The sequence below is a fragment of the Halomonas sp. AOP22-C1-8 genome (assembly GCF_052378905.1).
Lineage (GTDB): Bacteria > Pseudomonadota > Gammaproteobacteria > Pseudomonadales > Halomonadaceae > Vreelandella > Vreelandella citrativorans.
On record NZ_JBQSYD010000010.1, the window covers coordinates 75064 to 101698 of the forward strand.

Annotated in this window: 27 protein-coding genes; 11 read left to right on the forward strand and 16 right to left on the reverse strand. The window is 53.1% G+C overall.

The genetic code is table 11. The features are described from left to right. Nucleotides 1-4 precede the first annotated feature (4 nt). From ACT3TY_RS07570 to ACT3TY_RS07640, 15 genes are all read right to left on the reverse strand, one after another. Nucleotides 5-1066, reverse strand: coding sequence for a protein-glutamate methylesterase/protein-glutamine glutaminase (locus tag ACT3TY_RS07570; RefSeq protein WP_444627808.1), 1062 nt, complete (start codon nucleotides 1064-1066; stop codon nucleotides 5-7). 92 nt (nucleotides 1067-1158) lie between these two features. Beyond that, a complete protein-coding gene (locus ACT3TY_RS07575; protein WP_444627809.1) occupies nucleotides 1159-2025 on the reverse strand; it encodes a CheR family methyltransferase in 867 nt (288 codons plus the stop codon). After that, nucleotides 2022-4190: a methyl-accepting chemotaxis protein gene (locus tag ACT3TY_RS07580; RefSeq protein ID WP_444627810.1), complete on the reverse strand. Its 2169-nt coding sequence runs from the start codon at nucleotides 4188-4190 to the stop codon at nucleotides 2022-2024. The genes ACT3TY_RS07575 and ACT3TY_RS07580 overlap by 4 nt, the downstream gene beginning before the upstream one ends. Before the next feature lie 53 nt (nucleotides 4191-4243). Further along, nucleotides 4244-5533 carry a methyl-accepting chemotaxis protein gene (locus tag ACT3TY_RS07585; RefSeq protein ID WP_444627829.1) on the reverse strand — a complete coding sequence of 430 codons (1290 nt, stop codon included), beginning with the start codon at nucleotides 5531-5533 and terminating at the stop codon, nucleotides 4244-4246. A gap of 130 nt (nucleotides 5534-5663) precedes the next feature. Then, on the reverse strand, nucleotides 5664-6164 hold the full coding sequence (cheW, locus tag ACT3TY_RS07590) for a chemotaxis protein CheW (protein WP_444627811.1): 501 nt from the start codon (nucleotides 6162-6164) through the stop codon (nucleotides 5664-5666). After that, nucleotides 6161-8242 (reverse strand): chemotaxis protein CheA, encoded by a 2082-nt coding sequence (gene cheA / locus ACT3TY_RS07595; protein WP_444627812.1) that lies wholly within the window; start codon nucleotides 8240-8242, stop codon nucleotides 6161-6163. The genes cheW and cheA overlap by 4 nt, the downstream gene beginning before the upstream one ends. A 43-nt stretch (nucleotides 8243-8285) precedes the next feature. Beyond that, nucleotides 8286-9209, reverse strand: coding sequence for a flagellar motor protein MotB (gene motB, locus ACT3TY_RS07600; RefSeq protein ID WP_444627813.1), 924 nt, complete (start codon nucleotides 9207-9209; stop codon nucleotides 8286-8288). Further along, nucleotides 9206-10075: a flagellar motor stator protein MotA gene (gene motA / locus ACT3TY_RS07605; protein WP_444627814.1), complete on the reverse strand. Its 870-nt coding sequence runs from the start codon at nucleotides 10073-10075 to the stop codon at nucleotides 9206-9208. Before motA ends, motB begins: the two co-directional genes overlap by 4 nt. Nucleotides 10076-10266: 191 nt before the next feature. Next, the gene (gene flhC, locus ACT3TY_RS07610; RefSeq protein WP_087109060.1) at nucleotides 10267-10824 is read right to left on the reverse strand and encodes a flagellar transcriptional regulator FlhC; all 558 of its coding nucleotides are present in this window, start codon (nucleotides 10822-10824) and stop codon (nucleotides 10267-10269) included. Then, nucleotides 10821-11150, reverse strand: a complete 330-nt coding sequence (gene flhD, locus ACT3TY_RS07615) for a flagellar transcriptional regulator FlhD (protein WP_087109062.1) — start codon at nucleotides 11148-11150, stop codon at nucleotides 10821-10823. Before flhD ends, flhC begins: the two co-directional genes overlap by 4 nt. A gap of 112 nt (nucleotides 11151-11262) precedes the next feature. Continuing rightward, nucleotides 11263-11547 (reverse strand): EscU/YscU/HrcU family type III secretion system export apparatus switch protein, encoded by a 285-nt coding sequence (locus tag ACT3TY_RS07620; RefSeq protein WP_087109063.1) that lies wholly within the window; start codon nucleotides 11545-11547, stop codon nucleotides 11263-11265. Further along, the gene (locus ACT3TY_RS07625) at nucleotides 11531-12781 is read right to left on the reverse strand and encodes a flagellar hook-length control protein FliK (RefSeq protein ID WP_444621327.1); all 1251 of its coding nucleotides are present in this window, start codon (nucleotides 12779-12781) and stop codon (nucleotides 11531-11533) included. Before ACT3TY_RS07625 ends, ACT3TY_RS07620 begins: the two co-directional genes overlap by 17 nt. After that, nucleotides 12778-13182, reverse strand: coding sequence for a flagellar protein FliT (fliT, locus tag ACT3TY_RS07630; protein ID WP_444627815.1), 405 nt, complete (start codon nucleotides 13180-13182; stop codon nucleotides 12778-12780). Before fliT ends, ACT3TY_RS07625 begins: the two co-directional genes overlap by 4 nt. Before the next feature lie 7 nt (nucleotides 13183-13189). Further along, nucleotides 13190-13606, reverse strand: coding sequence for a flagellar export chaperone FliS (gene fliS / locus ACT3TY_RS07635; protein WP_087109068.1), 417 nt, complete (start codon nucleotides 13604-13606; stop codon nucleotides 13190-13192). A gap of 183 nt (nucleotides 13607-13789) precedes the next feature. Continuing rightward, entirely contained in the window at nucleotides 13790-15478 is a 1689-nt protein-coding gene (locus ACT3TY_RS07640) for an HD domain-containing phosphohydrolase (RefSeq protein WP_444627816.1), read from the reverse strand. Between the two features lie 387 nt (nucleotides 15479-15865). On the opposite strand from ACT3TY_RS07640, the gene ACT3TY_RS07645 reads away from it, so the two are divergent. Then, nucleotides 15866-16246 (forward strand): flagellar protein FlaG, encoded by a 381-nt coding sequence (locus ACT3TY_RS07645; RefSeq protein ID WP_444627817.1) that lies wholly within the window; start codon nucleotides 15866-15868, stop codon nucleotides 16244-16246. 88 nt (nucleotides 16247-16334) lie between these two features. Here ACT3TY_RS07645 and fliE read toward each other — a convergent pair whose 3' ends face one another. Continuing rightward, complete coding sequence (gene fliE / locus ACT3TY_RS07650) at nucleotides 16335-16664, reverse strand: flagellar hook-basal body complex protein FliE (RefSeq protein WP_444621325.1); 330 nt, start codon at nucleotides 16662-16664, stop codon at nucleotides 16335-16337. A gap of 255 nt (nucleotides 16665-16919) precedes the next feature. Here fliE and fliF point away from each other — a divergent pair, with 255 nt between their 5' ends. The 10 genes from fliF to fliO all read left to right on the forward strand — a co-directional run bounded on the left by fliF (nucleotide 16920) and on the right by fliO (nucleotide 26630). Continuing rightward, nucleotides 16920-18686, forward strand: a complete 1767-nt coding sequence (gene fliF / locus ACT3TY_RS07655) for a flagellar basal-body MS-ring/collar protein FliF (RefSeq protein ID WP_192527270.1) — start codon at nucleotides 16920-16922, stop codon at nucleotides 18684-18686. Beyond that, a complete protein-coding gene (fliG, locus tag ACT3TY_RS07660) occupies nucleotides 18679-19686 on the forward strand; it encodes a flagellar motor switch protein FliG (protein ID WP_087109079.1) in 1008 nt (335 codons plus the stop codon). The genes fliF and fliG overlap by 8 nt, the downstream gene beginning before the upstream one ends. Next, nucleotides 19679-20437, forward strand: a complete 759-nt coding sequence (gene fliH / locus ACT3TY_RS07665; protein WP_193053690.1) for a flagellar assembly protein FliH — start codon at nucleotides 19679-19681, stop codon at nucleotides 20435-20437. Before fliG ends, fliH begins: the two co-directional genes overlap by 8 nt. Nucleotides 20438-20448: 11 nt before the next feature. Beyond that, nucleotides 20449-21843, forward strand: coding sequence for a flagellar protein export ATPase FliI (fliI, locus tag ACT3TY_RS07670; protein ID WP_087109083.1), 1395 nt, complete (start codon nucleotides 20449-20451; stop codon nucleotides 21841-21843). Further along, nucleotides 21840-22292, forward strand: coding sequence for a flagellar export protein FliJ (fliJ, locus tag ACT3TY_RS07675; RefSeq protein WP_087109085.1), 453 nt, complete (start codon nucleotides 21840-21842; stop codon nucleotides 22290-22292). The genes fliI and fliJ overlap by 4 nt, the downstream gene beginning before the upstream one ends. 19 nt (nucleotides 22293-22311) lie before the next feature. After that, entirely contained in the window at nucleotides 22312-23907 is a 1596-nt protein-coding gene (locus ACT3TY_RS07680) for a flagellar hook-length control protein FliK (protein ID WP_193053692.1), read from the forward strand. A gap of 152 nt (nucleotides 23908-24059) precedes the next feature. After that, nucleotides 24060-24536 (forward strand): flagellar basal body-associated protein FliL, encoded by a 477-nt coding sequence (fliL, locus tag ACT3TY_RS07685; protein ID WP_087109089.1) that lies wholly within the window; start codon nucleotides 24060-24062, stop codon nucleotides 24534-24536. Between the two features lie 20 nt (nucleotides 24537-24556). Then, entirely contained in the window at nucleotides 24557-25612 is a 1056-nt protein-coding gene (gene fliM / locus ACT3TY_RS07690) for a flagellar motor switch protein FliM (protein WP_087109091.1), read from the forward strand. Then, entirely contained in the window at nucleotides 25609-26196 is a 588-nt protein-coding gene (gene fliN, locus ACT3TY_RS07695; protein WP_172117779.1) for a flagellar motor switch protein FliN, read from the forward strand. Before fliM ends, fliN begins: the two co-directional genes overlap by 4 nt. Next, nucleotides 26193-26630 carry a flagellar biosynthetic protein FliO gene (gene fliO / locus ACT3TY_RS07700; protein WP_087109095.1) on the forward strand — a complete coding sequence of 146 codons (438 nt, stop codon included), beginning with the start codon at nucleotides 26193-26195 and terminating at the stop codon, nucleotides 26628-26630. Before fliN ends, fliO begins: the two co-directional genes overlap by 4 nt. Nucleotides 26631-26635 lie beyond the last annotated feature (5 nt).

Here is a 26635-nt window from a genome sequence, read left to right on the forward strand (position 1 = left end):
AGGTTTATACCCGCTGGGAGCGACCGGAGGCAGCTACCATTGCCATCAACCGGGCGGGAATATCATCGAGTGCCGCAACTTCCACGGCGCCCCCCACGGCTATCGCTTCACGCGGCATACCAAAGACCACACACGTCGCCTCGTTTTGGGCAACAGTAGGCGCGCCTGCCTGACGCATTTCCAAAAGCCCCGCAGCCCCATCTTTGCCCATGCCGGTTAGAATCACCCCGATGGCGTTACGCCCAGCCTGTTCAGCGGCGGAGTGAAACAGCACATCGACGGATGGCCGATGCCGGTTGACCGGCGGCCCGCTGTCCAGACGTGCCACATAGTTTGCTCCGCTGCGTACGAGCTTTAAGTGTTGGTCGCCTGGGGCAATGTAGGCGTGGCCCGGCAGCACACGTTCACCATCAGTCGCCTCTTTGACGGTTATTCGACACAACCGATCCAGGCGCTCGGCAAACGAGCGCGTAAACCCCCCCGGCATATGCTGGGTGATCAAAATGGCAGGGGAGTTGGCAGGCAACGGCTCTAATACCGCACGGATGGCTTCCGTGCCGCCCGTGGATGCGCCGATGATAATCAGTTTTTCGCTTGAGACTAACGGCGCTTTTAACTGTGCAGGCGGTGGAGCATTTTTATGGCGCGCCTGACGCGGCCGTGAACGTGCGGCCGCACGCAGCTTTTCGGCGATTTCATTGGCGTACTCCATCATGCCATGCCGAATACCCAGGCTTGGTTTGGCCACAAAGTCCAGCGCGCCAAGCTCAAGTGCACGCAGCGTAATTTCCGAACCGCTTTGCGTGAGCGATGACACCATCAAGACCGGCATGGGCCGCAGGCGCATCAGGCGTTCCAGAAAGTCGAGCCCATCCATGCGCGGCATTTCAACGTCAAGTGTGAGCACATCAGGGTTGTGTTGCTTAATTAAATCCCTGGCAACCAGTGGATCAGGCGCTACGGCAACCACTTCCATGTCCGGCTGCGAGTTGATAATTTCAGTTAACAAATCACGAATCAGCGCCGAGTCATCGACACACAATACTTTGATCTTGGCAGCGCTCAATGCACGCCTCCTTTGCAGTTAATGTCGGGTATACTGCCTTGTTTGCACGGATAACCACGCATTAGGCGTATAAAAACACGAAAATGGTTCCATTAAGCCCGCGTGTATACCGTCTGGCCCCGCAGCTTGAACGCATCACTAATATACGAAAAGTTTTCAGAGTGGCCGGCAAACAGCAGGCCATCCGGCTTCATAAGGGGCGCAAACCGCTTAAGAATCTTTGCCTGCGTCTCTTTATCGAAATAGATCATGATATTTCGACAAAAAATGGCATCAAACGGGCCTTTAATCGGCCACTGTGTCGACAGCAGATTAAGTGGCATAAACTCAACCAGCTCGGAAACTTCCGGGCGCACACGAGCGAGACCCTGTTGCTGCCCGGTGCCCTTCTGAAAAAAGCGCTTTACACGGGCTTCGTCTAATTTGCGCACCTGCTCTTGCGGATAAATACCGAGGCGCGCACGGCTTAGGGCATCGGTATCTATATCGGTGGCAATAACTTTCGCCTGCGCGGCTTTCGGCCCTAACGTTTCTAACAGCGTCATGGCCAATGAATAAGGCTCTTCCCCTGTTGAGGCAGCCGAGCACCAAATAGTGAACGGACCTTGCTTATGGCGAAGATGCTCTGCCAATAGGGGAAAATGGTGCGCCTCGCGAAAAAACGCGGTCAGATTAGTGGTCAGCGCATTGGTAAACGCCTCCCACTCTTTTGCATCAGGCTGACGCTCCAGGCGCAATAAGTAATCGCTAAAACGTGTCAAACCATGGTGTCGTAGACGCTTGGCCAACCGACTATAAACCATCTCACGTTTATGCTCGGCCAACACAATGCCCGCACGCTGGTAAATAAGTTCTCGTATTCGTGAGAAATCCGCATCCGTGAGCACCAGATCTCGCTCAATCTGATGACTAGACGCCCACTGATTGGCGTCGACACCTGGTTCGCGTTGTTCGCTCAAAATTCTTCCCATTCCTCTACAGGTGTCGCTTGTCGCTGCACAGCAGGCGCGGCTACTTTGTTGCGCGCTGCGGGGCTGGCAAGCGTTGTTGCTTGTTTAGCAGGTAACGTGTTCGCCAAGGCAACAGGGCGTTCTGGGCTCTTCTGGTTAAGCCGAACGGCTTCAACCGATAACGCCAGCAGGCTTGCCTGTTGCTCTAACGCGGCAGCCGCGCGGGCGGTTTCCTGGACTCGAACAGCATTTTGCTGCGTTGCTTGATCCATTTCGGCGACTGCCTGGTTTACCTCCGCAATACCACTGCTTTGCTCTTCAGACGCTGCCGAAATTTCGTGCATGATATTGGTAATACTGCGTGCCGCCTCAGCGACCTCACTGATCGCGGTTTCTGCTTTTTCAACCAGCCCAGCGCCTGCATTGACTTCCTTGTTAGAACCGTCAATCAACCCTCGAATTTCCTGGGCAGCGCCGGCGCTTCGTCCGGCTAAATTACGCACTTCTTCGGCGACCACGGCAAAGCCACGCCCATGTTCGCCGGCGCGCGCCGCCTCCACCGAGGCATTCAGCGCCAGGATGTTGGTTTGGAAAGCTATCGAGTCGATGGTATTGATGATATCGGCCATCTTTTGAGAGCTTTGGGTAATGCGTTGCATATTGTCTACCAACTGCGTCATTAGCTCGCCCGTTTGAGAAACCCGAGTAGAGTTATTATCGGCGAGTCGGCGGGCTTCTTGAGCGTTGTCGCTATTCTGGCGTACGGTAGCCGTCATCTCCTCCATGCTGGAGGCCGTTTGCTGTAACGAAGCAGCCTGTTGCTCGGTACGTGAAGAGAGCGCTTCATTACCTGTTGCAATATCTTGTGCGGCAGGCGTTACGATATCTATCCCGCCTTTTACGTCGCCAATAATGCTGCTTAAGCTTTTACGCATGGCATTAAGCCCATCAAGTAGCTGGCCCACTTCATCGTGCTGACGCTTGGGCGCGGAAGCCGCCAGGTTACCGCCCGCGATTTGCAGCGTAAAACGTGAAGCGCCCTTTAGGGGACGTATAATTGCGCGGAAGACTAACCAACCAATCACTATCAGCAGCGCCAACCCACCCCCCAGCACCACCGCTTGCGTTGCAATAATGGTGTTCTGCGCTTGCTGGGCATCAGCCGCCATTTGTTCAGCCGCTTGCTGTTTTTGCTCAATGAGCTGATTCACACTTTCAGAAAGCGCCCGCCCGTCATCAGACATGACGCTGATGACGGCATCCAGCCCGGTAAACGCCTGGTAGGTCTCTTCGGCTTGCAGCACGCGAGCCGCCTGGCCCATTCCTTCCTCTAGAAAGGCCTGAAGCTGATCGTTAAACGCACTGGCGAGCGGCGTGTTATTGACCGCACGGGTGTAATAGCCCTGCCATACGGTGGCTACTTCTTCAGCACGCTGCTCAATGGTTTCACCTATTTCAAAACGCTGATTGATCAACTCCATACGCTCTGGTTCAATCATTCCCTGGCGCGTATTGGCGATCATTTGGTCGATTTGTTGCAGCCTGACGACGTCGCGCAAGCCATCGCTATTAAGCCTCTCAAGCCGCTCACTTGACGCGTTAAGACCGTAAAGACCCAAGCCCCCGCTAATCAACAGCAACGCCGCAGCGACCACAATCATGCCAACCAGTTTGGCGCGGATGGTATTCAACTGAACCCTTTTCAGCCACGGGCCGACACCACGCTGTCGCAGACGCCCTTTGTCCAGGTAGAAATGCTTGTTACGTCCTTCCCGTATCTCAGCATAAGCCTGTTCAGCATGCTTTATGGCCTCACGTGAGGCTTGAACACGCACCGAGGCGTAACCTACCACCTGCTCATTTTCAATGATTGGCGTTACGCTGGCGTCCACCCAATAGTGATCACCATTTTTACAGCGATTTTTAACCAACCCACGCCAGGTATCCCCGTTCTGTACGGTTTTCCACAAATTATCAAACGCGGCAGGCGGCATATCCGGATGGCGAACCAGGTTATGCGGAGCACCTATCAACTCGTCATGCGTGTAGCCACTTATCTCAATAAATGCCGGGTTCGTGTACGTAATACGGCCTTTTAAATCCGTGCGAGAGACCAGAAAATCGTCTTCTTTTAGCTCGATTTCACACTGCGAAATGGGTTGGTTATTGCGCATTTAGGGGCCTTATTGTTCAGTTCTTCAACTATCGTTGTTTATAGCGTTTGCTATTAAAATGCTTCCCAGGCTTCTGTTTCCACCTTTCTTGAAGCAGTGCCGATAGAAAGAGGCTTGGAAGTGACGGACGCGACAGGCCCCGCCGTGGATGAGGCGGATACAGGCGTTGGGTTATGCGCAACTTGAAAACGCTCAACGGTATTTCTTAACCGCGCCGCTTCATCTTCAAGCTCATTGGCGTTATGAGCGGCATGCTGAACAAGCTGGGCATTTTGCTGAACCACTTGATCCATTTGTGCAACCGCTTGGTTAACCTGAGCAATACCGTTGCTCTGTTCTTCAGAGGCGGCGGCAATTTCATCCATGATATCGCTGACTCGCTGTACGGCCTCTACCAGCGCCTGCATGGTTTCGCCCGCCTGATTGACCCGCTGCGTGCCGGTCTCCACTTTGCCCAACGAGGTATCAATGAGCGTACGAATCTCCTTCGCCGCGTTAGCGCTGCGGCTGGCCAGGCTACGCACTTCCTGAGCGACCACAGCAAACCCCTTGCCATGCTCACCCGCGCGGGCAGCCTCTACCGATGCGTTAAGCGCCAGGATATTGGTTTGAAACGCAATATTATCAATCAACGTGATGATATCGGCCACTTGATGAGAGCTGGCATTGATATCCTGCATGGTTTCAACAATGCCGCTCACTTCTTCACCGCTTCGCCTCGCTGTTAACGTAGCGTTTTGCGCAAGCTGGCTAGCCTGACGTGCGTTATCAGCATTATGGCCCACCGTTGAGGCAAGCTGTTCCATACTGGAGGCGGTCTCTTCAAGCGAAGAAGCCTGCTGTTCAGTACGTGAGGAGAGGTCGTTATTACCGCTGGCAATTTGTTGAGAGCGCTCATAAATGGACGACCCACTGCCACGCACAACGCTCACTGTTTCTGATAAAGAAGCCTGCATATGCGCCATCGCAACGTATAACCGGCCTATTTCATTATTACCCGGTGCCGAGATCTGCTGGCTTAAATCGCCCTGCGCCATGCGTTCGAAATAGCCAACCAAACGATCCAGTGGCTTAAGTACATTGACCGTCACGCCCCAAATCACCACCACGACGGTCGTCGCTGTGATCACCATAATGGCAATGAGCGCCCAGCGAATGCGGCCGGTAAAGTCCGAGAATTCAGCCTGTTGAACGCTGCCATCACTGGCGGCCTGCATGATGGCTGCGCCATGCTGAAGGGCATAAAAACCGATGCCACAGGCCACAATCACCAGTAACGAAAAGGAAGCAAGTACCAGCCCCCAACTGAGCCGCACGGTCATGTTTCCCAACATCTGCCGCATTAGCTGTGTCACAATATTTTCTCCAAACACAACGTCACTCGCAGGCGCATTCCTTGGCGCTAGAGGGGCCGTTCAACTTGGAAAGACACGTTCCGTGTGGCCTTTTTAGTACAAAGTAGCGGCAGTCGCCTTAACGATTGCTGGTGCTGTCCACCAATGCCATCTCTTCACTGGTAAGCAGCTTATCGATATCGACAAGTACCAGCATGCGGTCATCCAGGCTGCCAAGACCGCTCAGGAAATCAGACGACAGGGTGACACCAAATTCAGGCGCCGGTTTAATTTGCTCAGGGTTTAACGTCATGACGTCAGAAACGCCATCGACCACGATACCCACGACGCGATCGGCGACGTTAACCACAATCACCACGGTCTGGCCACCGTACTCCACGTTGTCAAGATGGAATTTGATACGCAGATCCACAATCGGCACAATCACGCCGCGCAGATTGGTAACTCCTTTAATAAAGTCAGGCGCATTGGCAATACGCGTTACATTTTCGTAACCGCGAATCTCCTGCACCTTCAAAATATCAATGGCGTACTCTTCTTCGCCTAATGAAAATACTAAAAACTCACGGTTTTCCGCTTCATCAGCGGCGAGAACCGCCTCATTATTTACCTGACTCATGACGGCTCAGCCTCCTTATAAAAAGAGATAGGTTGATTATTAATCACTTTGCTCGCTTCTTTCTTGACCCTGCTCAAGCGATGCAGTCCTGTGATATCCAAAATTAGCGCTACGCTGCCATCCCCCAGGATGGTTGCCGCCGAAATCCCCGGCACCTTGCGGTAATTGTCTTCAAGGTTTTTCACCACTACCTGCTGCTGCCCAACCAGCTCATCAACCAGCATGGCGTAACGACGCCCTTCGCCCTGCACAATGACCGCGATACTCTGGGTAGGATCCGTAATAGCGTTTTCTACATCCAGCACTTCATGAACCGCAATAACAGGCAGGTATTCGTCGCGCACCTTTAAGACAACGTCGTCTCCGGCCATCGCGTACATCTCGCCTTTGGTTGGCTGTAACGACTCAAGCACGGTAGAAAGCGGCAGAATAAACGTCTCCCCACCGACCTTAATCGACATGCCATCCAGTATCGCAAGCGTTAACGGCAGCACGATCCGCGTGTTGGTGCCTTCGCCTTGTTTGGACTGGATCTCAACACGACCGCCCATCCCCTGAATATTACGTTTAACCACATCCATACCCACACCACGCCCCGAGACGTCGGTCACGGCCTCAGCGGTTGAAAAGCCTGGCGCAAAAATAAGTTGGTAAACGTCTTCGTCGCTCATGGTGTCGGAGACGCTAAGGCCATTTTCACGTGCCTTGGCTAGCAGTCGCTCACGATCCATTCCGGCGCCATCATCGCGCACCTCAATCAGGATGTTACCGCCCTGATGGCGAGCAGAAAGTACGAGCTTGCCAATACGGGGCTTGCCAAGCGCTTCGCGCTTATCCGGCATTTCAATGCCGTGATCAAGGCTATTACGTACCAGGTGAGTTAAGGGGTCGGTAATCCGCTCAACCAGGCTCTTATCAAGCTCCGTGGACTTACCCTCGGTCACCAGCTCTATCTCTTTACCCAGCTTGCCCGCGGTATCGCGTACAACGCGCGGAAAACGGCTAAACACGAATTCCATGGGAATCATGCGGATAGACATGACCGCTTCTTGCAAGTCTCGGGCATTACGCTGCAAAAGGCTCATGCCATTTTGAAGCGAGCTGTTGCCCACCGACTGATCGTCCAAATCGCTAACCGTTTGATCAAGCATCGATTGGGTAATGATTAGCTCGCCCACCAGATTGATAATCTGGTCGACTTTATCCACCGAAACGCGAATGGAAGAGGACTCGGCGGCCGCCTTTTTCGACTTAGTACTGCTATCGGGTGCCTTTTTGGCCTCTGCAGGTGGGCGCGCAGCTTCTGGCTCAGGTGTTGCAGGCTCCGGTGTTACTGGAGCAGGCGGCGGCGTGCTTTTAGCCTCCTCTGGAGCAGTTGCAGGGGCACCACTCGCTACACGAATCTCAATCTGCTCTGGCTCAATGATGAAACACATGACGGCTTCAATATCGTCAGCGCTGACATCGCCACTCAGTATGACTTCGTAACATTTCTCATCGCCAGACTGCGACTGAACATCGCCCAGCTGCTCAAGCTCTTCAACCAGCAACGTACGCTCTTTTTCAACCACATTAAGCAGGGCGACAATCAGTTGGTTTTGACCGGCTGAGGCTTTCGCTGGTTCTTCAGCCTGGACGACCGGTGCCGGTGCAGGTGCTGCTGCCTCCACTGGCGCATCCAATGTTTGACCAATTTCTTCCAGGGCTACCTGCTGTAATACTTGGCAAATTCTTTCGTACGCCTCTTGATTGGGCGCTTCCTCGTTGCGATAGGCATCGAGTTGCTCATGCATGATGTCTTTAGCCTCTAAAAAGGTATCCACGAGCTCGGCACGCAGTACAAGCTCCCCTTTACGTGCATGATCCAGCAGATTTTCGAGTATATGCGTTGTCTTTTGTAGCACGCTAAAGCCGAAGGTACCTGCTCCACCTTTGATCGAGTGCGCCGCGCGGAAAATAGCGTTTAGCTGCTCAATGTCGGGATTATCGACATTGAGCTCCAGCAAGTGCTGCTCCATATCAGCAAGCAACTCTTCAGCCTCTTCAAAAAAGGTGTCAAAAAAATCCGCTATATCCATGCACCACTCCACTCTAACGTCATATTTTTGTCACAAGCCAATGCTAATCCGACGCATTTGTCGGCAGGGGCTCTTGCGTTAAGTCTTCGACCAGGTCATCCGCAGAAGCAGGCAGCGTGGCATCGGAACTCATCGTTCCTGGGTTACGAATCGCCTCTGCGATTTCGGGTAGCAGGACGACAAGTTCAATACGGCGATTAACCGGATCCCGAGGATCCGTATCGGGTAACACGACACGGTTAGCAAAACCTGATACGCGCAGCAGTTGATCAGGATCAAGCCCTCCGGTTACCAGCTCGCGGCGTGAGGCATTGGCACGATCATTAGAGAGCTCCCAGTTGCTATAGCCCCGATATCCTCCGGCATAAGGCACATTATCGGTATGTCCACTAATACTAAGATCGTTAGGCAGTTCGTTAAGTAACGGCGCAATCGTACGCAGCAAATTGCGCATATACGGTGCTACCTGATCACTGCCCAACTCAAACATTGGCCGCTGCTCGGTATCCAGCAGTTGGATACGAAGCCCTTCACGGGTTAAATCAAAGCGCATTTGCCTACGTAGCTGACGCAGCTCGGGGTCTGCCTCAATTGCGCGTTCGATGCGTTCCTGAAGATCGGTGAAAAAGCGTCGCTCCTGCATGCTTGGCCGGGTCTGCTGCATGGTATCGATGCGCGCTCTTTCACCGTCACTGTGTGTCGGGTCTGGGCCACCGCCAGGAATAACCCTTGTACTGCCTGATTGATCACCACCGGTGATCGCCGTCACCAGTGGCGTACTGAAATATTCCGCCACGCCGCGCCGCGTTTCTTCACTGGAGACACTTAAAATCCACATCACCAGGAATAGCGCCATCAGCGCAGTCATGAAGTCCGCTAGAGCAATTTTCCAGGCGCCGCCGTGATGCGCATGCACCACCTTTTTACGCCGGATAACAATCGGGCGCTTTTCACCGCCCTTACTCATGCAGTACCGCCCTTCTTGGCATTTTTCACATACTCTTCAAGCTCGATAAAGGTTGGACGCTCGGCGGTATACAGCGCTTTACGGCCAAACTCAACGGCCAACTGGGGTGCGTAGCCGTGCAAACTTGCCAATAATGTTATCCGGATGCATTGCATCATCTTTTCTGCTTCCTGGGCTTGCCGACCGGCGAAGCTGGCAATGGGGTTAATAAAGCCGTAACCCAACAAAATACCCAAGAAGGTTCCCACCAGAGCATGGGCAATCATTTCACCCATCTGTTGCGCAGTGGCATCCGCATAGGTCAATGCCTTGATAACCCCCATTACTGCCGCCACGATGCCGAAGGCAGGCATGGCATCGCCCACTTTTGCAATCGCATCGACGGGGACATGAGCCTCTTGTTCAAATACTTCGATTTCGTGCAGCATCAGCTCATCAATTTCCATAGGCTCCATGCCACCACTCACCATCAAGCGCAGATAGTCCGTCAAGAACGTCATGACATGCGGATCAGCTAATACAGTAGGATGCTCTTGAAATAGGGGGCTTTCTTGAGGGTTGTCAATATCTCGCTCTATGCCCAGCATTCCTTCACGGCGGATTTTTGACAATAGCTTGTACTGCATTGCCATCACTTCCATGTAAAATGCTTTGTTATATTTTTTTGCTCCCCTGAGCCTGGGCAGTAGCTTGAAGGTGGCTTTAATCGCTTTGATGTTATTGGCAGCGATAAATGAGCCAACACCAGCACCGCCGATAATGACTAGCTCAAGTGGTTGGTACAGAGGGCCTAGACTGCCACCTGCCAGCACATAGCCACCAAATACACATAACAAAACGACTACATAGCCTAAAAGTATCAGCACAAGCAGGGTCCTTGCGGTGTTTCAGTATTAAGTAGGGAACCAAAACTTAGCCATCTGTTCAGATGGTTGAGTGGCGTTCCGGCTCAAGTACAAATTAGCTTTATCATACCAGGGCTAATGTACAGTCTAATTAAAAAGTAACGCCGCCTTTTAACGCTATCTATTCGTTAAAGGCGCATTTGATAATTCTTTTACCCTTCACTGATGCCGTGGCTATCTTCCTTGGCTTGCTGCGCCTTACGGGTTTTGCCTGCCCGCGATGGCGGCTGACAAATACCACAGATATAGTCGTGAGACGGACTATGAGCATGAGCCACAAACTGCCCACCACAGCGCGTGCAACGGCTAAACTCAAGCAGGTCGCTTTCAAAAAAGCGCACTAACGTCCAGGCACGCGTCAAACCCAATACGGGCTCGGCGCCCTCCAACATCATCTGCTCATTGTAAAGTCGATAGGCTTTTACAAACGCCTCGATCCTCTCGCAGCAGGTGTCTCGCAGCAGGCTGGCGTAGATATTGTAAAAAAGCGATGAATGAACATTGGGCAGCCAGGTAATAAACCAATCGGTCGAAAACGGCAGCATGCCCTTAGGCGGCGACATTCCACAGACTTCTTTATAAAGCTTGATCAGTCGCGTACGGCTTAATTCGGTTTCCGTTTCCAGCACCTGCAAGCGTGCGCCTAGCTCAATCAGCTCAATTGCCAGCTGCACTTGGTGCATTTCATCCACCAGGCTTTTCTGGGTCACCCCTTATCTCCTGATAATGACTCAAATGTATCGCCAGCTAACAGTAGCGAAGCGTGTAGACCAGCGAGCCCCTGATCGCGCGGATTCTCAGTGATCTGACGTAGCCGCTGAGCACTCGGCTGACTGAATCGACATATCAGCTGGTTAGTACGCGCCAATTTCGTCAATTGGCGAGCACTCAGCGAAGACAGCAGTTCAGCAACGTCATTATCTATTTTTAAACGAAATAGTGCTGTTTCGCGGTCTTCACTTAACAGGCGCTGCGCGAGAAGCAAATAGGCTAAATTAATTTCTTCAATTTCATCGAGATAGTTGGTGTGACTCATAGTGTTCCATCAAATGACACAGGCGCTATCTTGTAACCGTTATGCGGACGCCTTGATGACTTTTCTGCCCCTTCGCCATGGTTGCACACTATCTATATATTGGCTACTTGGCTCAATCATGGCGTTTTAGGCCCTCGTCTGACAGCTCAAATACCCACACCAGCAGCTCTGCCACTACTTGATAGAGGCGCGGGGGTATCTCTGCGTCTAAATCCAGCTGCATTAAAAGTGCTACGATCTCAGGTGCATCATGCACATAAATCCCTTGCCGGTGGGCTTCCGCCATAATGCGCTCGGCAAGCTCGCCATATCCCTTTGCGACAACACGTGGTGCGCGTTCGCTTTCCTGGTAAGCAAGCGCAACCGCCTGGCGGTTACGCTCATTCGGCACGGACATCACTACTCTCCAGCGGTATATACCGCGCACGCACCTGCACTTTGTCCAAATCCAGCGCATTCAAACGCTGCTCTAAAGTAGGGATACCTTGCTCAAGATACTGATGCGTGGCTTTATCGGCCGTTGTTAAATCAATACTTAACACCGCTCGATAAAACCACAATGAGACGCTAAAGGCTCCTAAATTAGGCACATCCAACTGCATCTCAGAGCGCCACCCATCCTCCTTTTGGCTATTATCACCTTCACCGTCCCCCTCTTTTTCTTGAGCAGGCAGATGGATCACGAGCGCCATAAAAATGCCTGCCCAAACGTCACCTTCCCAACGAACCACAGGCATGACCAGCATGTCTAACTGCTGCCGTACGATGCTTTGCAAACTTTCATGGACGACTTCACGGTGTCCACGATTGTCGATAGCTGCCATGCCGCGCTCATAGACCATAGCATCGCGCGTCAACCTGGCATTATCCTCCACACTTGGCGGCACACTTGGCGTAAAAGCTGCTGCATTCGGCATTGGGGCTGCACTCATAGCGGCAGTCCGATCATTAGGCACATGCTGCAAAGCGCTACCGGGCACTATTGCCCTGGTTAAAGGCGACTCAGAAAAAGACGCTCTTAATACAAACGGCACAGCTGGCTGTAACGGCGTATGGATCTGCAGCGATGTACTGGGCTGTAATGCCCCCCCTGACGACAGCGCGAGAGGGCGAGGGCCGGGCTGCATTTGCGGCTCTCGTAGCAGTTGCTGACGTGCCATATCGCCTTGAAACCAACGCTTTAAATGGGACTCATAAAACAGCCCGCTATCGCGTATGCTGGACTCCAAACGTTCCGCGACTACCGTCGCCGCTGGCGCCTCTTGCGCAGCCAACAAGGGCGCGGGTGGCCGAATGACGGCAGGTGGCGCAGGGAAGCGCAGTAACACATCCGCAATACTGCGCGCTGCTGGACTGAAATGGGTCTGTGTTGACCCCGGCGGCGCACCCTGCGTATCACCTCGCGCCAATAGCCTGTCACCGTTAAGTGACCCCGGCGCGCGCTTTAAATCATTCAGCAATGCCGGTTCAGTACGTCCATCAAGGCGTGAATCGCCCTGTAGAGCGCGCGGCCCCTCACCAGGAGGAATCGGCTTAACAGGTTCGCTCAGCGCATGCTTTAACGACACCTCCCCCTGTCGACCCAGCACTTGATGCATAAGCGTATCAATCAACGGTGTGATACCACTCACTTGGCCGCTTCTCCATCGCCAGAACCCAAGGCACTAAAAGAAGCGCCCTGCTGGGGTGCGTAGGCACGATGAAGATCTCGCTGACGCTGAGAAACACCAATTAGCTTGCCTAACTCATCTCGCCTTGCCATCAAGCGACGCCGAATTTCCACGTCATGTTCTAAAATGCGCTCAAGTAACTCAGCCTTACGCTGCCTGGCGGGATCATCCAGCACCACCACGCTATCGAGCTTGCGCACCTCCTCGACCAGCAAGACATAATGGGTGCGCTGCTCAATCAGTTCTGCCCACTGCTCGGCGCTGGCCAGCTCATGCATTTGAGTAACATGAACCAGCAGCCCCTCATACGCATCTAACAGTACGTGCGGTGCGTGATCGTGGGCATTTATGGAAGCTGCCATGAGGGCCTCATACGCTTTGCTGTTGTCCAATTTCACGCCATGCAGAGGCAATATTTTCAAGCAGTTGCTCTGCTTGATTTAAGCTTTCCTCGTCATTTCGCAAATTGGCGGTGAGTAATAAGCGAGCGATGTAGTCATAAAGTGACGCCAATCGCTCAGCAATATCGCCACCTTTTTCTTGATCAAGGGCGGCACCAAGGCCGTTATTGATAATATCCAACGCTTTGGATATTGCTTTGCCTTTCTCACTCGTGTTGCCACTTTGCATGTGAATACGCGCAGCACGAATAGATGTTTGCGCCCCCTCAAACAACAAGACAATAAGCCTATGCGGATCAGCTGACATCACGCCACTTTCGACACCAACGCGCGCATAAGCGTTAGCACCTCTTCCGTAGGCAGCACTGCCGCGAGAGTATGTCACTAGTTTGAACTCCTAATTTATAGCGGTTACTGGTCAGACAACACGGTAACCGCCGCCCGCCTTTTCTCATTTAATACGAGCACACCATGCTCATCTATAAAATGATATCGGCGCAATGGCGCCAGACTTTAATGGCGCAGCCAACTTTCTTTGCAACAAAAAAGAACACTTGACCAAGCCATGTCACGTCGAAACAGCCACTTCCTGCGTTGGCTTACCGAGCCGCTCCTGCACATCACTACGCACCGTATTCCCAAGCGTATCGCGCATGGGAGGAGCGGCCTGCTGGGTTAATACCACCTCGACGAGCATGCCATCGGCATCCAGCCGCAACACCCAAGCCAACTGCTCACTCGAAAAGCGGACCAAAGAGCCGATCGGCAATGTTTTGAAATGCTCGATATAGCGCTTTATCCAGCGCAAATCAAACTGATGCGAATGCTGCAACAAGTGTCGATAAATTTGCTGCGTAGTTTTGGCCGGGCGATCAGCTCGGTCTCGGCGCATTGCCTCTACAACATCAACCACCGCACTGGCCTTGGCCAGCTCATTGATATCGTCTCCGCTCACGCCCTCTGGATAACCACTACCATCCAAGCGCTCATTAATGCCACCAATTACCGCCTGAACAATACTGGTCGAAAGCCATTGGCAGTGCTGAAGGCGGCCTATCAGCAAGGACACATGCTCACTCATTGCCTGGCGATGGGGTACTTCAAAATCAGGCGCCCTAAACACAACCTGTGGTACCAGCGCCTTGCCCAAGTCATGGATCAAACCGCTGGCCACAATGGCTTTACGCGCCTCGCGGGGCATATTAGCGCCGACTAGATCAAGCAGATGCACCGCCACTGCAATGCCATGACGTACCAGCAAGGGCTCAAGTGACAGGCAACGCGAGGCAAACAACAAAGACTCACGATCCTCCTCGTGAAGCAGAAGCACACGGTCAGCGTTACGCGATAAGCGTCGCGCATCAATATCGCTACCCTGCTGCAACAGCAGGATCTGGGCATCCAGATAGGCAGCCACTTTCACAAGCCGCCGCGCCATGGGCGTTGCATAATGTTTGATATCTCGCCGCCCAACACGTTCGCTGCTCATACGTTGGCGAGGCCGCTCAAACAGCGGTGATGACTGTCGGTCATCCGGACTATCCATTTCATAGCGAGCAGCTTGGCGCTCTATCTCACACACGAAGTACCAAATCTGGCGCTCTTGCTCTGCCGTAAAGCCAGAAAACTGAAACCCTATGCGCAGCAGGTGCTTTTCAGGATCAATCTTTTGATGGCGAGCAACACCCTGCCCCTCAAAATAGGTGCCGTCAGGAAAATTAAGCGTTAACTTTAGAGGGCCATCCGTTTCCGGCAGTACGCCACTCGCTGCCATCGGCAGCTCTAACCGACACCCCTCTTGGGAAAGATCGCGCAGCTCACCTATCACTTCTTCACCCAGCGCTCCAATAATGGAGGCCGTTACTGCCATCCCCATTCGCAGTTCGGCGCGAAAGGATTCACGCCGCTGTAGAACATCAAGCGCTGCCGGGTAGTCACTGCAACATAAAAAACGCCCCCCTGAACGTCGCGCCTCAGTCAATGACAAAAGAGGGGTACGGATTAATTTCCCCTGCGTCTGACCGCGTAGGTAGAATTTTTCGCCGCTCTGCAGGCGCCCAAGCAGAAAGTCAACAGACGAAAGATCCATGACGAGTGTCTGGCCAACGTACTGCTCCATAAGAACAACAGGCTCGGGGGTTGCGTCAGGCGAAGCCATACAAAGAGACACACCACCACTTTCAATCATTGTATTTAGTAGCAACTCAATCGCCGCCGCATTGGCAATCGTTTCGTAATCGTCTCGCTGCGCTTGCATGTTCGCCTCACTTTCCCAACACGTTAATCAAAGGCCACTTTTTCAAAAACACCCCAAGAGCCTGTTCAAAAAGCTTTTTTAAATACTACTTTAAAACAGCAAAGCATAGCAGACGCGCTCTGGTTAACGCAGATATTGCAAAGGGCCAGTCATCTTAAGACACCATTATAAAAACCAGTCATGACAGCTCACTGACACCGGCACTGCCAAGCCGGATCACATACAGAACGATTTCTGTTATATAAAGTTTATGGCGTATCAGCCGATGATAGTAAGGAGGCTCAGCTATAGAGGCAGGGTTGATGCTTTATCCAAACAGACTTATCCATGGATTGTTACTACTGAATCGCTACTACTTAGCCCTTATCTTTACGAGGAACGGCTGTCATGACATCACCGCTAACGGATACCATAACAACACTATCAGCCACACCATCACCCCGCCTAACGCCGCAACAACGCTTGGACAGCATGCTTGCTCAGCTGCCAACGGCAGACAGTAGTGGCTCTCAAACTGACTCAGGAACTGTCTCAGGAACTACCGCCGTAACAAAAGGCGAGCTGATTGAACCCATCCAGCGTATTAACGCGGCGATGCAAGCGCATGGAATAGAGTTCGATGTTAGCGATGAGTCATCACGTATTGTGACACGCGTTATTGACCGGGAGTCTGGGGACGTCATTCGCCAAATCCCTTCAGAAGAAGTACTGGCAATTGCTGAGCGTCTGGAAGAAATGCAAGGACGCCTTATTTCACTAGAGGTATAAAGACTCGGCAAAGCTTTCTTCAAACAAGCGCCAGCTAACGCAACACTTACTTATTTCTGGCACCTTGTTTGAAGGAAGCTTCAAGCCACTACACTTGCATATTCATTACGTCGCGATACGCAGTCACCAAACGGTTACGCACCTGAAGCCCCATCTGGAAGGCAACGCTCGCTTTTTGCATATCCACCATAACGTCGTTTAGCTCAACGTTCGGCTCTCCTGCCTGAAACGCCATGGCTTTTGCATCAGCCGCTTTTTGAAGACGATTAATACGCTGAATAGAAGCCTGTAGCTCGCTACCAAAACCGCCCTGCCCTACTGCCGTCGAGACATGCTCACCTTTTAACGGTTGTGCTGCCGCTTGCGTCGCGAGCCCTTGCATTTGTTGAAGCGCTGCTTGTATTGCCGGCGTACTCATACATAAGCCTCATCAGCTTTAAATAAAGTAATGGGCAAAGCCTAACACTGCTGGCACTGCGCTCATACGTACAATTGCGCACTAAAAGCCAAGCTTTTCGTTCATTTATGCTCGACACACCTCGGGATAATGGCGCCCATCACAATTCCGCCTTTTCTTCCAGGCGGATAACCGCGATTGACGGATATAGCCTATGCCTTCTTTGGTGATGCGCCTGGGCCGGCATCTGTTTTGCTTACCCCTTTGGAGGGATGCATGAGTGAAACCGGTGCAACGGCAGGCCGTCAAAATAGCACGACACAAAGCACTCCCCGTAATGGTCCAACAGACAGCGATGTAAAAAGCAGTCCTATGGTTGAGCGCCTGTTAAAACAGTTACGTGGTAACCCGCTGGTAGTGCTGCTGATTGCAGGAGCAGCCTCTATTGCTCTCGTCGCCGTACTATTCATGTGGGCAAGCAGCCCCGAGTACCGCGTTTTATACAGCAATCTTACCGAGGCGGATGGTGGCCAAATTATTGCAGAGCTTGATAGCCGCTCCGTGCCCTATCAGTTTAGCCAAGGCGGCCAGGCACTACTGGTACCAAGTGATCAGATATATACACTAAGGTTGCAGCTTGCCGAGCAAGGGCTGCCTCGTGGCGGCAACCTCGGCCTTGAGTTAATGGATACCCAAGCGTTTGGTATTAGCCAGTTTGCTGAACAGGTTAATTACCAGCGTGGCCTGGAGGGTGAGCTTGCCCGCTCAATTGAGTCACTAGGGCCTGTTGAGCGGGCTCGCGTTCACCTTTCGCTGGCCAAGCCATCCGTGTTTATTCGTGACCGCGAACCAGCCAAAGCCTCCGTCATATTGACGCTGCTACCCGGCCGAGTGCTCGGCGAGGGGCAGGTAAGCGCCATTATCCATATGGTATCCAGCAGTGTTCCCGAGCTTGCCGCAGAGGATGTCACGGTTGTTGATCAAAATGGTCGCCTTCTGTCTGCCAATACCTCGAAAGGTAATGATCTTGACGGCTCCCAGCTTGAGTATATCGCGGAAGTAGAGCGCTCTTATCAGCAGCGCATCGAGCATATTCTTACGCCTATCCTGGGCCAAGCCAATGTGCGCGCGCAGGTCGCCGCACAAATCGACTTTTCAAGCCGAGAGCAAACCTCTGAGCGCTATGGCCCGAACCAGCCGCCCAATGAAGCGGCCGTACGTAGTCGCCAGTTGAGCCTCTCCTTTGACGGTGACGACCCGTTGGCAAGCGGCATTCCTGGGGCACTAAGCAATACGCCGCCCGGCACGGCCCCCTCTCCCATTAATCAACAAGAAGGTGAGGAAGGCGACGGGGAAGAAGCCGATGACGTGCCGCCTGAAGCATTGCGTAGTCTGCGTCAGGAAGATGTGGTCAATTATGAAGTCGACCGTAGCATTGAACATGTACAGCATCGACTGGGGCAAATTCAGCGGCTTTCTGCGGCCGTCGTAGTTAATTACCGCGATACCGTTAATGCCGAAGGTGAGCTTGAGCGCATCGCGTTAACGGACATTGAAGTTGCCCAAATCGAGCGTTTGGTACGCCAGGCAATGGGCTTCTCTGAAGTGCGAGGGGATCAAATTGAAGTGGTGAATTCACCCTTTGCCGATACCCGCGAGGATGCGGCTGAAACCGATTGGTGGAAAGATCCAGGCACACTCGCGATTGCCAGCACTCTGGGGCGCTACCTGCTTGTCGCGCTTGCTGCCTTGTTGCTTTATCTACTTATTTTACGCCCCTTGATCAAGCGTTATACGCAGACACCCGCTGTAGCACCAGCCCTGCCAGGCCAAACGCTTGCGACCAGCGTGGGTGGCGGAGTGGAAGACGAGGCTGAGGATGAAGCGCTTGATGAGGAAGGTAACACCTACAGCAACAAGCCCAAGCGAAACCGCAAAACGTCGCTATACGAACACAATCTTAATGACCTGCGTGACATGGCACAGGATGACCCACGCATGATCGCCATGATTATTCGCAGCTGGATGAATGCCAATGAGTAGCGAACTAGCCGACATGAGCGGCGCTCGCAAAAGCGCCATTCTTCTGCTCGCTCTTGATGAAGACAGCGCGGCAGAGGTGTTCAAGTACCTAAGTGCCAGCGAAGTACAAGATATCAGTATGGAAATGGCGCGCCTGAATCAAGTATCCCATGAGGATATGAAGGCCGTACTTGAAGCGTTCCATAAAGAGACCGAAGAGTTTGTCGCGCTCAATCTTAATTCCAGCGAGCATATCCGTTCTGTGCTCACCAAGGCATTGGGTAGCGAACGCGCGACCAGCCTGATTGAAGATATCATGGAGACAACCGGCGGCAACTCAGGTATTGATGCGCTCAACCTGATGGAAGCCACCATGGTTGCAGAGCTGATCCGCGATGAGCATCCGCAGATTATCGCGACGGTTCTGGTTCACCTTGACCGCCATCAAGCGGCAGATATTCTTGAGCACTTTGAAGAAAAACTGCGTAACGATGTCGTCTTGCGGATCGCCACGTTTAGCGGTGTTCAGCCCGCCGCACTGCAGGAACTCACCGAAGTGCTCACCAGCATGCTGGATGGTCAGAACCTTAAGCGCAGCAAGATGGGCGGCGTGAGAACCGCGGCCGAAATCCTCAACCTGATGAACTCTTCTCAGGAAGAGACAGCCATCGAAACCGTTCGCGCGCACAACGAAGACCTGGCTCAAAAGATTATCGACGAAATGTTTCTGTTCGAAAATCTGCTCGACCTGGACAACCGCGCTATCCAAATGGTGCTTCAGGAAGTCGAAACCAATTCGCTGGTGGTGGCGCTCAAAGGTGCACAGGATGCATTGGTCGACAAGTTCTTGCGCAACATGTCCCAGCGCGCCTCAGAGCTCGTTCGCGAAGACATGGAAGCACGCGGACCCATTCGTGTTTCACAAGTTGAAACGGAGCAAAAAGCCATTCTACAAGTGGTGCGCCGCTTAGCCGATTCAGGTGAGATCGTGCTGGCCGGAGGAGATGACGAATATGTCTAATTCGTCGTCTCCTGAGTTTGACCGTCATCGTAGCTGGCAACGCTGGCAAATGGATGAGCTTGTCCCGCAACACAAAGAGGCCAACCAGGCGCCTGCGGTGCCGTCTGCGCACCAGCGCAAAGTGCTGGCTGCACAAAAAGCAGCCGAACAGGCACATCAGCGCGAACAGCAGGAGCGCGAGGAGCTTTATGAACGTCTTCGCCAGGAGGCTGAAGAGGCGGGCTATCAGGCTGGGTTACAACAGGGTCATGAAGAAGGGTTAGCAAAAGGTCTGGAAGAGGGTCGCGCCCAGGCAAAAGAAGAGCTCCAGGAACAGATTCATCAAGCGGTTACGCCTTTGCATACGTTGGCTAAACAGTTTGCAGATGCCCTGGAGCGTATTGATGAAATCGTTGCTCACGATCTTGTGGCGCTGTCATTGGCGACAGGCAAGCAGTTAGCTGGGGAAGCCCTGCAAGAAACACCCGAACAAATTCTGAATATTGTCCGTGAGCTTCTACATACGGAGCCACCGCTGGTTGGGCAGCAGCGTCTGTGGCTAAACCCTGAAGACCATACTCTGGTAGAAACTCACCTAGGTAATGAGCTTAGCGCCGCTAACTGGAAATTACAGCCTGACGACCAGCTGGCGCGAGGTGGCTGTCGCGTCACCAGCGCTCAAGGTGAATTAGATGCCACCTTTGAAAGCCGCTGGCAGGCGATCCAGTCCCAGGCCCGTAAGCGTCATTCACCCAATACTACGTCTTCATAGGCGGACCGCGCATGTCTGACTCAACATGTCCTCATCAACACCGCTGGCATAAAGCAATACGCCGCACCACGCAGCGGATAAGCCGCTTACCGCACCAGCGCAGTAGCGGCCGCGTAACACGCGCGACCGGCATGGTGATTGAGGTCGTTGGGCTGCGCGTAGCCGTTGGCAGCGCCTGCCGTATAGAGCTTCCTGGCCCTGATGGGCGCCTTACCGACAGCGATAAACATGCAGAAGCCGAAGTGGTCGGCTTTGCGGGCGACAAACTCTTCCTTATGCCGCTGGAAGAAATTTCCGGGCTGATGCCTGGCGCCAGAGTCTCTCCACTTGGCGATGGAAGCGGGCACAGCGCGCGCCGCTTCCCCATCGGAGATGAATTATTGGGCCGCGTTTTAGACGGCAACGGCAACCCTTTGGATGATCGTGAAAGCGTTGAGGAGGTAACCCATGCAACGCTTAGCTCGGCGCCACTGAATCCGCTATCCCGCGCGCCGATTGAAGACCAGATTGATGTTGGCATTCGTGCCATCAACGCGCTTTTAAGTGTCGGTAGAGGCCAGCGAATGGGCCTGTTTGCAGGCTCAGGTGTCGGTAAATCGGTGCTACTGGGCATGATGGCTCGCTATACCCAGGCCGATGTTATCGTGGTGGGCTTAATTGGTGAACGTGGTCGAGAAGTACAAGACTTTATTGATCACATTCTAGGGCCGGAGGGCCGACGTCGCTCTGTAGTCGTCGCTGCGCCAGCCGACACCTCGCCGCTGCAGCGCCTCCAGGGGGCCGCTTATGCGACACGGCTGGCCGAAGGGTTTCGCGATGCTGGGCGCAATGTGTTGCTGATTATGGATTCGTTAACTCGTTATGCCATGGCCCAGCGTGAAATCGCCCTCGCCATTGGTGAGCCACCTGCAACCAAAGGGTATCCACCCTCCGTATTTGCCAAGCTACCAGGCCTTGTTGAACGGGCAGGCAATGCTGAGCGTGGCGGCGGATCCATTACCGCATTTTATACCGTGCTTACCGAAGGTGATGATCAGCAAGACCCGATTGCCGACTCTGCTCGAGCAATTCTGGATGGCCATATTGTGCTATCTCGCAGCCTTGCTGAAGCGGGCCACTACCCGGCTATTGATATTGAAGCCTCCATTAGCCGTGCGATGACAGCAATTGCCACACCGGAACAACTGCAGGAAGCCCGCGCTTTTAAGCAAATGTTTTCTCGCTATCAGCGTAATCGGGATTTGATTAGCGTCGGTGCTTATAGCCCAGGCCACGACGCAAGGCTTGACGAAGCGGTGAACCTTTTTCCCGCGCTTGAGCGCTTTCTTCAACAAAACATTAGCGAGTGTGCCACGCTTGAGGATTCACGCCAGGCACTGCATTCCGTAGTGGGAGGTCGAACATGAGCCATTCACAGCTAGAAATGTTAACGGGTTTAGCCAAGGATGCTCGCGACCAGGCAGGTCAATTGCTTGCACATGAGCGACAAACCGAGCAGCAGACGGCCGCTCAGTTGCAGTCGCTTAGCCAGTATCGCACGGAGTATGCCGAGCGTCTGCAAAAGGCCATGCGTGAAGGTATTGACCCCGCTACCATGTACAACTATCAGCAGTTTCTGGCCTCACTTGACGCTGCGTTAAGTCGTGCTCGCCAAGCATTAATCGCTCAACAGCAGCGCGTTCAGCAGAGTCAACAGCACTGGCAACAAGAGCAGCGCAAGCTCTCTTCCTACGATACACTGGCCACCCGCCGTCTATCAGAAGAGCACCGTCGTCTTGAACGCCATGAGCAAAAAACCAATGATGACTTGGTGACCAGCCGCTTGGCTCGCCAGCACAATGAAAAACCGCATTAGTGGCACTGAGGAACGATAAATGAACATACAGCTATTGCTGTCAGGTGCACAGAATCAGGGTTCTGCCTCAATGGCCAGCTCGCCTCTCTCCGCGTCTGTAAACACGCCGGATCTTTTTCGCCAAGCGTTATCTCAAGCAGCTAATTTGCCATCAACTAATGCGCCATTACGTGCTACGGAAGTAGACAGCCAAACGCCAGTAGAGTCTCAAGAGCAGCTTGCCTCATTACAGGCCAGGTTATCACTCGCAACAAGCGACACGTTAGCGTCACAGCAGCCGGTTGATCCATTAAACAGCGAGTCATTAACGCCTCTTAATGAAATTGCTGCCCGCATGAACCTGCTTGCTTCCTTCGAAGAAACAGCTGAGTCTACTGAAGCGCTGCAAGGTGAAGCAGGCAGCCAAGCGCCAGCACAGGTTCAAAAACAGCTTGCCTCATTACAGGCCAGGTTATCACTCGCAACAAGCGACACGTTAGCGTCACAGCAGGCGGTTGATCCATTAAACAGCGAGTCATTAACGCCAGAGCTAGCGTCCAACAGCGAGCCATTAACGTTTCTTGATGAAATCGCAGCCCGCATGAACCTGCTTGCTTCCTTCGCAGAGCCAGCCGAGCCGGCTGAAGCGCTTCAAGGGGTAGCGCCCGAGCTTGAGGCACTGCTCCAACAGCTCGACCTGAGCCAAGAGCAGACCGCTGAATTGCTCAGTGCACTCGGCATAGACCCCCAGCCGGGTATGGCGTTAGAGCACTCAGACAACGCCATTGAATTACTCTCGCATCTTAGCGAAGAGGAAGCGGGTCAGCTTGTTAGCGCGTTAAGTGTCATGCTTACCGCTACGACACAAAGCAGTACTGGGGCATTAGCTACTCACAAAGGGCCGCAGAGCCAACCGTTGAGCAGTGGCGCCTATCGTCACGATGCCTCAAGCACTCTTTCTACAACCAACGCTATTGCGACAAAGCTGGGCACCGCTAACGGCCAACCAACCGTTGCCAACAGCCAGGATGTTTTGACAAAAATTGGCCCATTGACGCCCTCAGCGCCGCTGGCAACGCCAGACGAGCTTGAACCGCTTTTACGTGGTGGCCAAGCAACCGCTGCTGGGTTCCCGAACTCAGCCTCCGCCGGTAATGCCCCTGTAGCAGCGTCCTCGTCGATGCCATCTTCACACGCTTCGCTGGGAACACCAGTCAGCAGTCCTGCCTGGTCTTCACAGCTTGGCCAGCAGTTGGTTCAGTTCGCTCAGCGCGGAGGCGAGCAACAGATTAAGATGCAACTACATCCTGCTGAGCTTGGGCCACTGTCAATTACCTTGAAAGTCAGTGAGCAAGGGACACAAGCACACTTCTTATCGTCGCACATGCAGGTTCGCCAAGTGGTTGAACAAGCGATTCCTCAGCTTCGTGAAGCACTAGCAGAGCAGGGTATTTCGTTAGGCGAAACCTCCGTTGGCGAGCAGCATAATTCCAATGAACAGGCCTTTGCTGAAAAAGGCAATAACGCTGGTGCGCAGGTGGGCAGTAGCGTAACGGACAGTGATCAGGACACGCTAGCGCCCGTTGCGGAGAATATTTCACCCCCCCTTGATGGGCGGGTTGATCTTTACGCTTAAATATTCGTTGTACGAGTAGCGACTCACGCGCCCAGGTGCGCAAAACCAAAAGATAGGCTCGCCAAGCGAGCCTGTTCATTTCATCACCGCCCACCATATTAGGCATAATGCGTAATCAGTGGTGTGTGGCGATTATGGGAACGGAACGACTAATGGCTGAAAAAAGTGGCGGATCCAAAAAACTGCTCTGGATAATGATTGTTCTGGTGCTCCTTTCCTCAGCAGGGGCAGCAGCAGCCATTTATATGGTGCTTGACCAGCGTAATGAACAGAGTGCTGATGGCGAATCACAGCTACCAGCAGAGCGTGAAACGCCTGTATTTACGCGAATTGATCCTTTTACGGTCAACCTTGCAGATGATCGCTATGGTTCTCGCCTCTTGTATACAGGAATTACGCTGCGTGTTGGCAATGAAGAGAGCAAAGCGATTATCGAAGAGCACATGCCTCAAGTGCGTAGCCGTCTGCTGATTTTACTCTCAGGCAAGCAAGCCAGTGAACTTACCTCCACAGAAGGTAAGGAGCAGCTAGCACAAGCGATTATCAGTCGCCTTGGCGTACCCCTGACGGAAAATCAGCCGCCGCTTGATCTACGCGAAGTGCTGTTTACTGAATTTATTGTGCAATAACCCGGGCACTGGAGCCGTTCATGTCGCAGGACGATCTACTGTCCCAGGAAGAAATTGACGCCTTACTAAAAGGCGTCAGTGGTGATGAAGAACCATCGCCCTCCTCTTCGCAGCCAGCTAGCGAGACGCGCATTCGCCCTTATGACCCTTCAACACAACATAGGGTCATCCGTGAGCGCTTACATGCATTCGACTTTATTAATGAGCGATTTGCCCGCTATTTCCGAAACGGCTTGTTTAACTTGATTCGGCGTAGCGCTGACATCACGGTGGAGTCCGTCCGTTACCAAAGCTTTAGCGAGTTTTCGCGTAACGTGCCGGTACCTACCAACTTAAACCTGGTAGCAATGAAGCCACTGCGTGGCTCGGCATTGGTGGTTTTCCCACCTAACCTTGTTTTTATGGTGGTAGACAACCTGTTTGGTGGCGATGGCCGTTTTGTTACCAAATCAGACGGCCGTGAATTTACCAATACAGAACAGCGTATTATTTACCGTCTTCTGAACTTGGCAATTGATGCCTACCAGGAAGCATGGAAGGTCGTGTATCCGGTCGACGTTAATTTTGTGCGCTCTGAAGTCCAGGCCAAGTTTGCTAATATCACCAATTCACCGAACGAAATTGTCGTCAACACCAAGTTCAATATTGAAGTGGGCAATCTCTCAAGTAATTTCCAGATTTGCATGCCCTACGCCATGATTGAGCCTCTGCGGGATCTGCTCGCCAATCCTATTAACGACAGTAATCAGGACCATGACGGCACCTGGTCCCGACGCATGGCCAGCGAGATACGCCAATCAGAAGTAGAGCTGGTGGCAGAGTTTGCTCAAATACCTAGCCGTATTGCACAGGTAATGGGGCTAAAGAAAGGCGATGTATTGCCGCTGGATATTCCCGATACGATTACCGCTCGTGTTGATGGAGTCCCGGTCATGGAGTGCGAGTATGGTAGCCAGCGCCAGCAGCATGCGCTGCGCGTTCTCCATATGATCGACCATGCCGCTATGAATAACGTATCGTCACTGGACTTTATTAAAGGTTCGAAGCGACAGCAAGCCAAGGAATCCAAAGCATGACTGATCCTAATAAACCCGATCAAAATGTCTCCGATGACGATTGGGCGGACGCCATGTCTGAGCAAGAAGAGACGCCAAACGCTGCCGATACGGCTAGCGAGGAAGATCCTTGGGCAGCAGCAATGGCTGAACAAGAGGAGACGACAAACACTGCCGATACGGCCAGCGAGGAAGATCCTTGGGCAGCCGCAATGGCTGAACAAGAAGCCGCCGAGGAGGAGGCCCCACCCCCTGAGGATGCCGCGCCAGACACTTCAGCCGCGAAACCCGCCAGCGATGAAATATTTAGGCCGCTAAGCCCCGCTGACGAAAGCAAGCAGTCGCGCGACCTTGAAATGGTCATGGATATCCCGGTAAAACTGACCGTGGAACTTGGCCGGACGAAGCTTACGATCAAGCAACTGCTTGAGCTTGCCCAAGGGTCAGTGATTGAGCTCGAAGGCTTGGCAGGCGAGCCGATGGATATTCTCATTAACGGCTACTTGATCGCGCAGGGTGAAGTCGTTGTTATCGAAGACAAATACGGTATTCGTATTACCGAAATCATCACACCCTCTGAGCGCATTCACAAGCTTAACCGATGAGTGCTGACACCTCTCCATTGCAAGATGGAACTATCGATGCGCTAGGCAGCAGCGGTGATGCGTTTATCGGCATGGCCATGTTCGGTAAAACCGCCGCTGCCTTGGCATTGGTTATAGCCATGATTCTACTCTGCACAGCGCTCTTAAAGCGCTGGCAGAATGCTCGCCCGCAACTGGGGGCCCACCTACGCGTCATTACGAGCACGGCGGTCGGCAACCGCGAGCGCGTCGTCGTCGTCGAAATTGAAGACACTTGGCTGGTTCTTGGAGTAGGCAATGGCCGAGTCACCAAGCTGCATGAGCGCCCGGCACCTGACGACAGACCTGCTCCTTCCCCTCGTTCTGATTCGCCGCCTTTTGCACAACGGCTTTCTCAGGCGCTGGCAAAGCGTCGGCGTAAAGGCTCCGATACCGACCCACATCAAACACCATGAGGCAT

Excerpts from the sequence above, each read along its gene's own strand:
- fliL (WP_087109089.1), top strand. The coding sequence starts at position 24,060 with ATGGCTGAAAAAAGTGGCGGATCCAAAAAACTGCTCTGGATAATGATT.
- ACT3TY_RS07680 (WP_193053692.1), top strand. The coding sequence starts at position 22,312 with ATGAACATACAGCTATTGCTGTCAGGTGCACAGAATCAGGGTTCTGCC.
- fliN (WP_172117779.1), top strand. The coding sequence starts at position 25,609 with ATGACTGATCCTAATAAACCCGATCAAAATGTCTCCGATGACGATTGG.
- fliE (WP_444621325.1), bottom strand. The coding sequence starts at position 16,664 with ATGAGTACGCCGGCAATACAAGCAGCGCTTCAACAAATGCAAGGGCTC.
- fliO (WP_087109095.1), top strand. The coding sequence starts at position 26,193 with ATGAGTGCTGACACCTCTCCATTGCAAGATGGAACTATCGATGCGCTA.
- fliF (WP_192527270.1), top strand. The coding sequence starts at position 16,920 with ATGAGTGAAACCGGTGCAACGGCAGGCCGTCAAAATAGCACGACACAA.
- ACT3TY_RS07620 (WP_087109063.1), bottom strand. The coding sequence starts at position 11,547 with ATGTCCGTGCCGAATGAGCGTAACCGCCAGGCGGTTGCGCTTGCTTAC.
- cheA (WP_444627812.1), bottom strand. The coding sequence starts at position 8,242 with ATGGATATAGCGGATTTTTTTGACACCTTTTTTGAAGAGGCTGAAGAG.
- fliM (WP_087109091.1), top strand. The coding sequence starts at position 24,557 with ATGTCGCAGGACGATCTACTGTCCCAGGAAGAAATTGACGCCTTACTA.
- ACT3TY_RS07585 (WP_444627829.1), bottom strand. The coding sequence starts at position 5,533 with ATGCGGCAGATGTTGGGAAACATGACCGTGCGGCTCAGTTGGGGGCTG.
- motB (WP_444627813.1), bottom strand. The coding sequence starts at position 9,209 with ATGAGTAAGGGCGGTGAAAAGCGCCCGATTGTTATCCGGCGTAAAAAG.
- ACT3TY_RS07640 (WP_444627816.1), bottom strand. The coding sequence starts at position 15,478 with ATGCAAGCGCAGCGAGACGATTACGAAACGATTGCCAATGCGGCGGCG.
- flhD (WP_087109062.1), bottom strand. The coding sequence starts at position 11,150 with ATGAGTCACACCAACTATCTCGATGAAATTGAAGAAATTAATTTAGCC.
- fliH (WP_193053690.1), top strand. The coding sequence starts at position 19,679 with ATGTCTAATTCGTCGTCTCCTGAGTTTGACCGTCATCGTAGCTGGCAA.
- fliG (WP_087109079.1), top strand. The coding sequence starts at position 18,679 with ATGAGTAGCGAACTAGCCGACATGAGCGGCGCTCGCAAAAGCGCCATT.
- fliJ (WP_087109085.1), top strand. The coding sequence starts at position 21,840 with ATGAGCCATTCACAGCTAGAAATGTTAACGGGTTTAGCCAAGGATGCT.
- cheW (WP_444627811.1), bottom strand. The coding sequence starts at position 6,164 with ATGAGTCAGGTAAATAATGAGGCGGTTCTCGCCGCTGATGAAGCGGAA.
- ACT3TY_RS07580 (WP_444627810.1), bottom strand. The coding sequence starts at position 4,190 with ATGCGCAATAACCAACCCATTTCGCAGTGTGAAATCGAGCTAAAAGAA.
- ACT3TY_RS07645 (WP_444627817.1), top strand. The coding sequence starts at position 15,866 with ATGACATCACCGCTAACGGATACCATAACAACACTATCAGCCACACCA.
- fliT (WP_444627815.1), bottom strand. The coding sequence starts at position 13,182 with ATGGCAGCTTCCATAAATGCCCACGATCACGCACCGCACGTACTGTTA.
- fliI (WP_087109083.1), top strand. The coding sequence starts at position 20,449 with ATGTCTGACTCAACATGTCCTCATCAACACCGCTGGCATAAAGCAATA.